Origin of the sequence: Paenibacillus tabacirhizosphaerae (genome assembly GCF_040812395.1) — a bacterium.
Taxonomy (GTDB): domain Bacteria; phylum Bacillota; class Bacilli; order Paenibacillales; family NBRC-103111; genus Paenibacillus_E.
Window position 1 is genome coordinate 1 of sequence record NZ_JBFNXH010000035.1, and the last position, 10987, is coordinate 10987.

2 protein-coding genes are annotated in these 10987 nt (G+C 52.6%); both read right to left on the reverse strand.

Annotation, left to right across the window (positions count from 1 at the left end):
- The coding region (locus ABRS97_RS27610) for an amino acid adenylation domain-containing protein (RefSeq protein ID WP_367859139.1) at positions 1 to 3972 on the reverse strand (3972 nt) is incomplete at its 3' end.
- A gap of 75 nt (positions 3973 to 4047) precedes the next feature.
- A partial coding sequence (locus ABRS97_RS27615; protein WP_483312505.1) for an amino acid adenylation domain-containing protein occupies positions 4048 to 10987 on the reverse strand: 6940 nt, incomplete at its 5' end.

The following is a 10987-nucleotide window of genomic DNA, read 5'->3' on the forward strand; positions in this document are numbered from 1 at the left end:
TCTCTGTACCTGTTCCTCCACGTATACGTGGAACGGCTTCTCCAGCAAATGCTCTTGGCCCTCTGCTCCCCTACCGCTGAATGTCTCCAAAAGCTGTGACTTCTCCTCATTCGTGATGATCTCTAGAGCTGAAAGTTTTATTTGCGGGTCGTGAACAACTGCTTCGAGCACCTGTCCGAAGTGACGAGCCCATTGCTCTGCCGTTTCCCTTTTGTAGATGGCCGTAGCGTATTCAAGGCTGAACAAGATCCCTTCTTCTTCGAAGACAGCTTCAAGCGTGAGATCAAACTTAGCGACGGTTTCTTCGCCCGGATATTCCGTGAAGCTTACATCTTCTAAATTCGCCTCGGCGCGCTCCAAATTTTTCAGCTCGAACATGGTGTCAAATAAAGGGTTGCGGCTCATATCTCTTTTTACATTCAGCTTGCTGACCAGCTCTTCAAATGGGTAATCCTGATGCTCAAGTGCACTAAGCGCATGCTCTTTCACTTCTGTTAAATAGTCAATGAATGTTTTCTCTCCTGCCGGGTAGCTGCGGATGGCTAGCGTATTCACAAACATGCCGATAATAGGCGCTAGGTCTGCATGCGGCCTTCCTGCCACCGGTGTGCCGACAATGACATCCTCTTGTCCTGTGTATTTATACAATAATGCCGTATAGGCTGCTAACAAAACCATATATAAAGTCGAACCGCTTCTCGATGCGAGTTTCTGCAACGCTTCCGTGGTGGAACGGTTTATGGCAAAAGCAATTTTGTCGCCTTCAAAGCTTTGCACCGCAGGCCGCACATAGTCCGCTCTTAGATCTAGCGTCGGAATTTCTCCTTGAAACCGCTCCAGCCAAAACGATTCCTGTTTTTTCCATTTCTTGTTTTGTATACCCGTATGCTGCCAAACCGCATAATCCTTGTACTGAATCCGCAGCTCTGGCAATTCTTCACCGTTATACAGCCTTGCAAGCTCACTGATAAAAACCGTCAAGGAAGCTCCGTCTGAAATCGTATGGTGCATGTCGATAAGCAGGAGATGCCTGTTAGGGGCCTGTTCGATCAGTCCAGCTCGGAGCAGCGGTGCCTGTCCGAGATCGAATGGACGCATAAAACGACGGATAGACAGCTCCGTGTGCTCGGAATCAGCATGGATAACATCTATGGCAAAAGAAACTTCGCGATGAATCCGCTGCACCGGCTCACCATTCGCCAGCTCAAAACTGGTTCTCAGCGACTCATGTCGTGCGATCAGTTTGCGGAACGCTTCCTCCAGACGATTGCGGTCAAGAGACCCTTGTGCCTGGACAACACCCGGCATATTGTAGCCAAGCTCCCCACCTTCCAGGTTGCTTAATATGTACACTCGTTTTTGGGCGGAGGAAACGGGGTAATACTCATTCTCTTGTGCGGACGGGATGGACGCAAGCACTTGCGTCTCCTTATGTTCTATCACTTGCGCCATGTGCTCGATCGTCAGCGCCTGGAACACCTCGCGAAGTTCCAACTGTTTATCCATCTCTTTATGAATGCGGGCAACGAGGGTCGCAGCCCGCAGCGAATGTCCGCCGATGTCAAAGAAATTGTCCATCACGCCTACACGCTCAAGTCCCAATACATCCTGCCAGATTTGCGCAAGCTTCGTCTCCACTAGCGTACGAGGGGCCACATAGGCCATTCCGGCTTGTACGCTTCCTTCTGGAGCTGGCAAGGCTTTGCGGTCGATCTTGCCGTTCGGACTCAGCGGCATCCGTTCCAACTGCACGAGGTACGTCGGTACCATGTAGCTCGGCAGCGTTTCGGACAAGCGGCCGCGAAGCTCGCCTGCGGTCAGATCTATTTCTGCGACATAGTAAGCGCAAAGCAGCTTCTGTCCGTTCTCGTCTTCCCTGGCGACGACGACCGCTTCAAGCATGGCTTCCACGTTCAAAAGCTGCGATTCCACTTCGCCCAGCTCGATCCGATAGCCGCGTATCTTGACCTGGTGGTCGATCCGACCCAGGTATTCGATGTTGCCGTCCGGCAGCCAGCGCGCCAGATCGCCCGTCCGGTACATCCGCTGCCCATCAGCAAATGGGTCATCCGTAAACTTCTCCGCCGTCAGCTCAGGACGGTTCAGGTAGCCTTTCGCCACGCCGACGCCCGCGATGCATAGCTCCCCAGCTACGCCAATTGGCTGCAACTGCTGCGTTCCTTCCTTCACGATGTACAATCGCGTATTGTGAATCGGTTTGCCGATCGGGATGATCGGATACACGGCATCCGGCTCGCAATCGAAGTACGAGACGTCAACGGTTGCTTCCGTCGGCCCGTACAGATTGATCAACCGCGCACGGTTGATCGCGGCGACCGCCTGCTGGAAGCGCGCCACATGCTGCGGCGGCAATGCTTCGCCGCTGGCGAATACTTGACGCAGCGATCCCAGTTGCTCAGCCAGTTTGCTGCTCGGCTGCTGCTCGGCGTAATCCAGGAGGGCGTGTAGCATCGCTGGAACAAAGTGCATCGTGGTTACACCACTGCGTTCGATGGTTGCCAACATCCGTTCGGGGCTCTTCTCCCCGCCGACGGACAGCATGCATACGCTGGAGCCAACCATCGCCCACCAGAACAGCTCCCACACCGACACGTCGAATGTGAACGCCGTTTTTTGCAAAATAACGTCCGTCTCGCCTATCGGATAACGCTCGTGCATCCACAAGATCCGGTTGATGACCGAATGGTGCTCGATCATCACGCCCTTCGGCTTGCCGGTCGATCCCGACGTATAGATGACATAGGCGACATCGCGCGGTCCGGCCAGCGGCTCCAGATTCGAGCCGTCTTCAGCGTACAGCGCTGAATCGTTCAAATCGATGACTTTGCTGCTCAGTTCAGCAGGCATACGATCGCCGAGATGTTGCTGAGTAAGCAGGAGTTTGGCTCCAGAGTCCTCCAGGATGAAGCTTATGCGCTCTGCCGGATAGGCTGGATCGATCGGCACATAGGCGCCCCCGGCTTTCAATATGGCATAGATGCCGACGATCATCTCTAGAGAACGCTCGACCATGATGCCAACCTTATCGTCTGGCAGGACACCCTCAGCGCGAAGCGTTCGCGCCAAGCGGTTTGCCTGCGCGTTAAGCTCGCGGTAGGTCAGCTGTTCGTCCTCGAACCGCACCGCGACACGATCCGGTGTGCGTTTTGCCTGCTCCTCGAACAGACCATAGATCGTCTTCTCACGCGGGTAATCCCTTGCCGTGTCGTTAAATTCGAACAAAAGCCTAGCTTTCTCAGCTTCGGAAATAATATCGATCTGATCGATTTCAAGCGCCGGCTGGAATAAAGCGAGCGAATAAATAAGATGAAGGTGACTGATGAGTTGATCTACGGTCTCTTGATCGTATCGATCATCCTTAAAGAGGACAGTTAACCGAATGTCCTCATTGTCCAGCTCAAAGGCAAACTCGATCTCTGAAACGATTGATTCTGAGTTACGCAAAGTATGAATTTCTTTAAAAGAAACTAACGTATGGATAATTGGGGCGCCCTGCGGGTCATACTGCAAATTCAAAGCGCCAGCCATTTTTTGCAAAGTTATGTTTTGGTTGACTATGGATTCACCGACAGTTGCATTCACGCGTGATAACAACGATTTGAAGGATTCCGTTCCATTCATTTCATTTTTCAATAAAATGATTTCGTTGGTGAGTGAAGCATTCGCTGTCCGAACCGCCGGGATGCCTAAGATGATCTTGTTTTCATTCGTATATTTATAAAGAAGACAATGAACACCCGTTAGTAAAAGAGTAAACAGTGCCAGATGGGAGCCATTGGCGATAGAGGTTAACCTTTGGGATACTTGGGTTGGCAAATGAACGTGAACAACTTTCGTATGCGCTGCCTGGCTTTGCGCTTCCCGGTTTTTAACCGCGGTTTTGTACGGCAGAATGGATATCGTATCTTCGGCGTCAAATCTGTCGTTCCAAAAGACCCGCTGCTTTTTCATAAAATAATCCCCCCTTATCAAAATGATTTCACAGCGTGCATGCCGTAAAGCACACACGCTATGAAGTTCCTACGCTTAGAACAGGTACTCAACCGACTCTAAGGATGAATCGTCTGTTTGTTCGATATCTCCTATCCGGATATTTGGGGTTTCAGCTACGGTTGCTAAAATTGCTGCGAAATCGGCCACCAATTTATCGATGGTATTTTCCTTGAACAGCTTGGTACTGTATTCCATACTGCAGACAACTCGGTCAGCTTGCTCTGCGACATATAAGGTGAGGTCGAATTTGGCAATATTGTATTCCTGCTCCTGATGAGAGAATGACAATGATTCGACCTGCAGTTCCTGATTCTCGTTGTTTTGCAGCACAATCATCGTGTCGAACAACGGATTGCGGCTCATTTCTCTAACCGTACTTAGTTTTTCAACCAGCTCCTCAAACGGGTACTCCTGATTCTCATACGCATTCAGAGCTCGTTCCTTGACTTCCTGCAAAAAGGCTAGGAAGGTTTTGTCCTCTTCTGGATAATTCCGTAAAGCCAGCGTGTTGACGAACATCCCGATAATCGGTTCCAGCTCGGCCTGCGGTCTACCGGCGATTGGTGTGCCGACAATGATATCCTCTTGACCGCTATAGTTAGCAAGATGAACCGTGTATGCTGCGAGCAATACCATGAACAATGTGCTGTCGCTCTCATCTGCCAACCGTTTCAACCTTGCCGTCAAAGCTGGATTGAGCTCGAACCCGACTCGCGCTCCTTCAAAGCTGCGTACCGCCGGTCGCGGATAATCGGTTGGTATATCCAGCACAGGCAGCTCACCAGCCAACGCCGTTAACCAATACTTCTCTTGTTGTTCGTAATGGGAGCTCTTCGCCTGCTGCCAGACAGCGTAATCTTTGTACTGAATCGACAGCGGCTCCAGGTCTTCTCCGCCATACAGCTGGACGAATTCCTGAATCAGAATGCCCAAGGATGCTCCGTCCGAGATGATATGGTGCATATCGAACTGCAGGATATGGCGCTCATCTCCCAGTTCAATCAATTCCACACGCATGAGCGGCGGCTTGCGTAGATCGAAGGCGCGCACGAAGTCACGCATGCGTTGCTCTGCTTCAGCTTCATTAGCCTGAACAACCTCAATGGCAAACTCCACATTGTGGTGCACCCGCTGCACAGGTTCTCCGTTTACCATTTCAAACCCGGTGCGCAGCGTCTCATGGCGCTCAATCAATCGTTGGAATGCAGCCTCAGCCCGACTGTGGTCAAGCGGTCCACCTACCCTCACCACGCTTGGCATGTTATAGCTGATATCTCCGCCTTCCAGCTGGCTTAAAATATACAGCCGCTTCTGCGCGGAAGAAACCGGATAATACGCGCTCTCCTCGGCCACTGGAATGGCCACATAGCCAACCTGGTCAACTTGCTCTACACCCGTGATCCAAACAGCCAATTCCTCAATTGTCGAGCGCTCGAACACGTTTCTCAGCGGCATATTCACGCCCAGCTCTTTATGAATGCGGGCGACCATCGTTGTAGCCCGCAGCGAATGTCCGCCGATGTCAAAGAAATTGTCTTTCACGCTAACACGCTCAAGTCCTAATATCTGCTGCCAGATTTGCGCAAGCATCGCTTCCACTTCAGTACGAGGAGCCACGTAAGCCATTCCAGCTTGGATGCTTCCTTCCGGAGCCGGCAAGGCCTTGCGATCGATCTTGCCATTCGGACTCAGCGGCATCTGCTCTAACTGCACGAGGTACGTCGGTACCATGTAGCTCGGCAGTGTTTCGGACAAGCAGCTGCGAAGCTCGCCTGCGGTCAGATCTATTTCTGCGACATAGTAAGCGCAAAGCAGCTTCTGACCGTTCTCGTCTTCTCTGGCGACAACGACCGCTTCAAGCACGGCTTCCACGTTCAAAAGCTGCGATTCCACTTCACCCAGCTCGATCCGATAGCCGCGTATCTTGACCTGGTGGTCGATTCGACCCAGGTATTCGATGTTGCCGTCCGGCAGCCAGCGCGCCAGATCGCCCGTCCGGTACATCCGCTGCCCATCCGCAAACGGGTCATCCGTAAACTTCTCCGCCGTCAGCTCAGGACGGTTCAGGTAGCCTCTAGCCACGCCGACGCCCGCGATGCACAGCTCCCCAGCTACGCCAATTGGCTGCAGCTGCTGAGTTCCTTCCTTCACGATGTACAATCGCGTATTGTGAATCGGTTTGCCGATTGGAATGACCGGATATGCCATATCAGGCTCGCAATCGAAGTACGAGACGTCAACGGTTGCTTCCGTTGGGCCGTACAGATTGATCAACCGTGCTCGGTTGATCCAGGCCACCGCCCGCTGGAAGCGCGCCACATGCTGCGGTGGCAAAGCTTCGCCGCTGGCAAATACTTGACGCAGCGATCCCAGCTGCTCTGCCAGTTTGCGGGTCGGCTGCTGCTCGGCGTAATCCAGGAAGGCGTGCAGCATCGCCGGTACGAAGTGCATCGTGGTTACACCACTGCGTTCGATGGTTGCCAAGATCCGTTCGGGGCTCTTCTCCCCGCCGACGGCCAGCATGCATACGCTGGAGCCGACCATCGCCCACCAGAACAGCTCCCACACCGACACGTCGAATGTGAACGCCGTTTTTTGCAAAATAACGTCTGCCTCGCCTATCGGATAACGCTCGTGCATCCACAAGATCCGGTTGATGACCGAGTGGTGCTCGATCATCACGCCCTTCGGCTTGCCGGTCGAACCCGACGTATAGATGACATACGCGACATCGCGCGGTCCGGCCAGCGGCTCCAGATTCGAGCCGTCTTCAGCGTACAGCGCTGCATCGTTCAGATCGATGACTTTGCTGTTCAGTTCAGCAGGCATACGATCCCCGAGATGTTGCTGCGTAAGCAGGAGTTTGGCTCCAGAATCCTCCAGGATGAAGCTTATGCGCTCTTCCGGATACTCCGGATCGATTGGCACATAGGCGCCCCCGGCTTTCAATATGGCGTAAATGCCGACGATCATCTCCAGAGAACGCTCGACCATGATGCCGACCTTATCGTCTGGCTGGACACCCTCAGCGCGAAGCGTTCGCGCCATGCGGTTTGCCCGCTCGTTCAGCTCGCGGTAGGTCAGCTGTTCGTCCTCGAACCGCACCGCGACACGGTCCGGTGTGCGTTCTGCCTGCTCCTCGAACAGCCCGCAGATCGTTTTCTCGCGCGGATAATCCGCTGCTGTATCGTTGAATCCTTGCAGGATTTGGGCCTCTTCCTGCGGTGTTACCAGCACCAAATCGTCTATGCGGACACTCGGGTTCCGGACGATTTGCTCCATCAGGTGAACCAAGTGATGTTGAATTTGCTCGACAATGTCACGACTGTAGACGAAAGTATTGTAGCCAAAGTCAATAATCGTCTCATCGCCAGGCATAATTGTTATCGTAAAATCATAATTCGTTTGCTCAGCCATTTCGGCATTAACGATCTCGAACGCATCCCCATCCCCTTCTCCGATGCTTTCAATTTGCCGATCCAACGGGAAGTTCTCAAATATCATGATATGACTGATCAAATCTTGCTTCTGTGCGGTTTGCGCCTGAATTTCATATAGCGGATACGTGTCATAGGCATTGGAATCAATCGCTTGCGCCTGGTTCCGCTTCAGCAGCTCTGCAAAGCTTTCGTCGGCATTGCTTTGTACACGGACTGGAATCGTATTGATGAATAAACCGATCATGCTCTCTACGCCCGGTATTTCTGCTGGTCGACCCGAAACAACACTGCCGAATACGACATCCCTGCTGTTGTTATATCTTTGCAGGAGGACACCCCAAGCGGTTTGCAGCATGGTGTTGATCGTCAGCTGATGCTGTTTGGCCGTACGATTCAACTTCATGCTTAGTTCTTTTCCCAGCACGCAGGTTAACTTCTCCGCAGCATATCCTAGTTGTACATGTTCAACCGTGTCAGACGGTTTGCCTTTAGGAAGCTCTGTCTGCTGCTCGTACCCGGCCAAGTAACCGCTCCAGTAGTTCGCAGCTTGTTCGGTGTCTTGTTTCTCCAACCATTCGATATAGTGACTGTACGGTGTAATCGCAGCAAGCTCCGGCTGTTGTTGCTCGCGCAAGGCGAAGTAAGTACTGAACACTTCGTTATGGACGAGAGATAAGCACCAGCCGTCCATGATGATGTGATGGAAGCTCCAGATAAACGAGTACGAACTGTCTCCCGTTTGCAGAACAGACACCCGCATCAGCGCATCCATGGCCAAATCGAATCCTCTGGATTTATCTTTGCTTGCAAAGGAGGCTACATAGGCTCTCCTCTCCAATTCACTGAATCCGCGCAAGTCTTCATAATAAAACTCACTGCGTTTTTTTCGGAATACGATCTGCACTGGCTCTTGCTTCCATTCGCTGTACACATTCGAGCGCAGTACCGCGTGTCGTTGAACCAGAAGTTCCAGACTCGCACCGAAGGTTTCGACATCAAAGCTGCCTTCCAGATCAAACGTCGCTTGTTCAAAATAGGCGCCAGAGTGCGGCTCCATCAGATTGTGGAACAGCATTCCCTTCTGCATCGGAGTGAGTGCGTACACATTCTCAAGCTCCCCGGTGCGTCCGGCATGAGCATTAAGCTGTTCGAATTCCTCCAGCGTCAAGCCTTTTAACAGTACGTCACTTGGCGTCAGCTCCGGCTGTTCCTTCGTAACGCAATGCGCGATAATTTCCTGCAAACTTGCCTGCAGCAGCCCACCCAGATGCTCCATCGTTTCTGTGCGGAACGCGTTGCTGCTGTATTGAATCGTAAGCGTCAATCGGCCGTCTGTAATAAGTCCATTGATGTTCAGCACATGCTTCATGACGGTATTGTTGCTGACCGATATGCCTGTCGAATAGTCGGAAGGTCTGATGGAGCTATCTTGTAAATCCTGATCAAATTGGCCTAAATAGTTAAAGCTAATTTCCAGTTCTGACCGCAATTCGCTCGTTTCATGTTGCTGAGACAAATATCGCAGCATGCCGTATCCGATTCCTTTTCGCGGAATGTGACGGAGGTCTTCTTTGATCCGTTTGATCCGTTCGGATAACGGACGGCTCGCTTCAGTCGTCAGAAGAACCGGATACTGACTTGTAAACCAACCTACGGTGCGGGTAATATCCACATCCGCATGGATGTTTTCACGGCCATGGCCTTCTAAATTGACAAGCACCTGCTCCAAACCGGTCCACCTGTGAATCGCCATGCCGAGCGCCGTCAGGAGCAGATCGTTCACATCCGTGTTATACGTACGGTTCGCTTGCTTCAGAAGCCGCTCCGTATCCTGCTCCGTCCACTCCACAGTGACCGTGCTGCTCTCAGCAATTGTCATCGTATTCTCGCAGATGAAGTCCTTAGGCAATGAGCCTGTCTCAGCCTCAGCCTGCTCGACCTGTCGCCAATAAGCTCGCTCCCACTCGATCCCAGCGCTGTTTGCTTCCTGCAGCAGCGTCTGAGCCCATGTTCGGAACGAATCCGTCTTATGCGGAAGCCGTATGGTGCTGCCCTTAGCGGCCTGTTCATAAGCAGTCTCCAGATCTTCGAACAATATCCGCCAGGAAACCCCGTCTACGACCAAATGGTGAATGACAATCAACAGATGATCACCGTCCGCACAACGGAACAGACCCAGTTTCATTAGAGGTCCTTCGCTTAGATCGATGCCTTGCTGCAGCTCATTTGCTTTTATTTCTACCGTTTCAGCCGCATTTGTGTCATTGCAGAAGTCAAACGTCTCCAGGCTGTAAGCTTCTCCTTCATTGACAGCACGGCTCCTCGCCTCATATCCGCTTTCCGTCCTGCTGAAAACGATTCGCAGCGCATCGTGGTGCTTCGTGATCTTCGTCAGCGCTTGACGAAGCGCTGTTTCATCAAAGCCTTGTGCCCGATACAGCATGACCGCTTGGTTAAAGTGGTGCGGCTGCGCAAAATTTTGTTCGAAGAACCAATGCTGAATTGGCGTCAGCCCCACAATACCCGTAACTTCTCCTTGATCGGCAACTTTACCGGTCAGCTGCAAAAACGGACTTAATTCGGCAATCGTCGGATGAGCGAATAAATCTTTCATTTCCAGCTTATAGCCTGCTTGCAGCAGTCTGGAAGATACTTGTATCGACTTGATCGAGTCGCCCCCGAGTTCGAAGAAATTATCGTGTATACCGACGATCTTTGCCCCTAGCACAACTTGCCAGATTGTCGCCAAAGCTTGCTCGGCAGGCGTACGTGGAGCTGCATAGGTTGCTCCGGTCTGGCTGCTTCCGTCCGGCGCGGGCAGCGCCTTGCGGTCAATCTTGCCGTTAGGCGTCAGTGGCATCTGCTCCAGCTGCATGAAGGTAGACGGCACCATGTAGCCAGGCAGCTCTGCGCTGAGTGCGCTTCGCAGTTCGCTTACCGCAAGCTCCCGGCTGCCGACGAAATAAGCGCACAGCTGGTTTTGCCCGGATGCGTCTTCCCGCGCGATGACGATGGCTTCCTGCACAGCCTCTACTTGCAAAATCTTCGCTTCGACCTCGCCTAGTTCGATCCGGTATCCGCGGATTTTCACCTGATGGTCGATCCGGCCCAAATATTCGATCCGACCGTCAGGCAGCCATCTCGCCAGATCCCCTGTCCGATACATCCTCTCACCGCTAAAGCGGCTGATGACAAACTTCTCGCTTGTCAGCTCCGGTCGATCCAGATAACCGCGAGCAAGTCCTGCTCCTGCCACGCACAGCTCCCCAGGCACACCCACTGGCAGCAGGTGTCCGTATGGATCAACGATATATACGTGATGGTTGGGGACCGGACGCCCGATGGAGATCAGACTTCCCGCATCAGGGTCGCTCGAAACCGGCCAAATCGACGTCGCTACCGAGTTTTCCGTCGGTCCGTATCCGTTGTAATAGGCAACCTTGTCTTTCCACTTCTGAACGAGCTCGGTCGATGAAGCCGATCCGGCCGTAAATAGAATTCGCAGCCTTGGCATTTCATCCGGCTCCAGATAA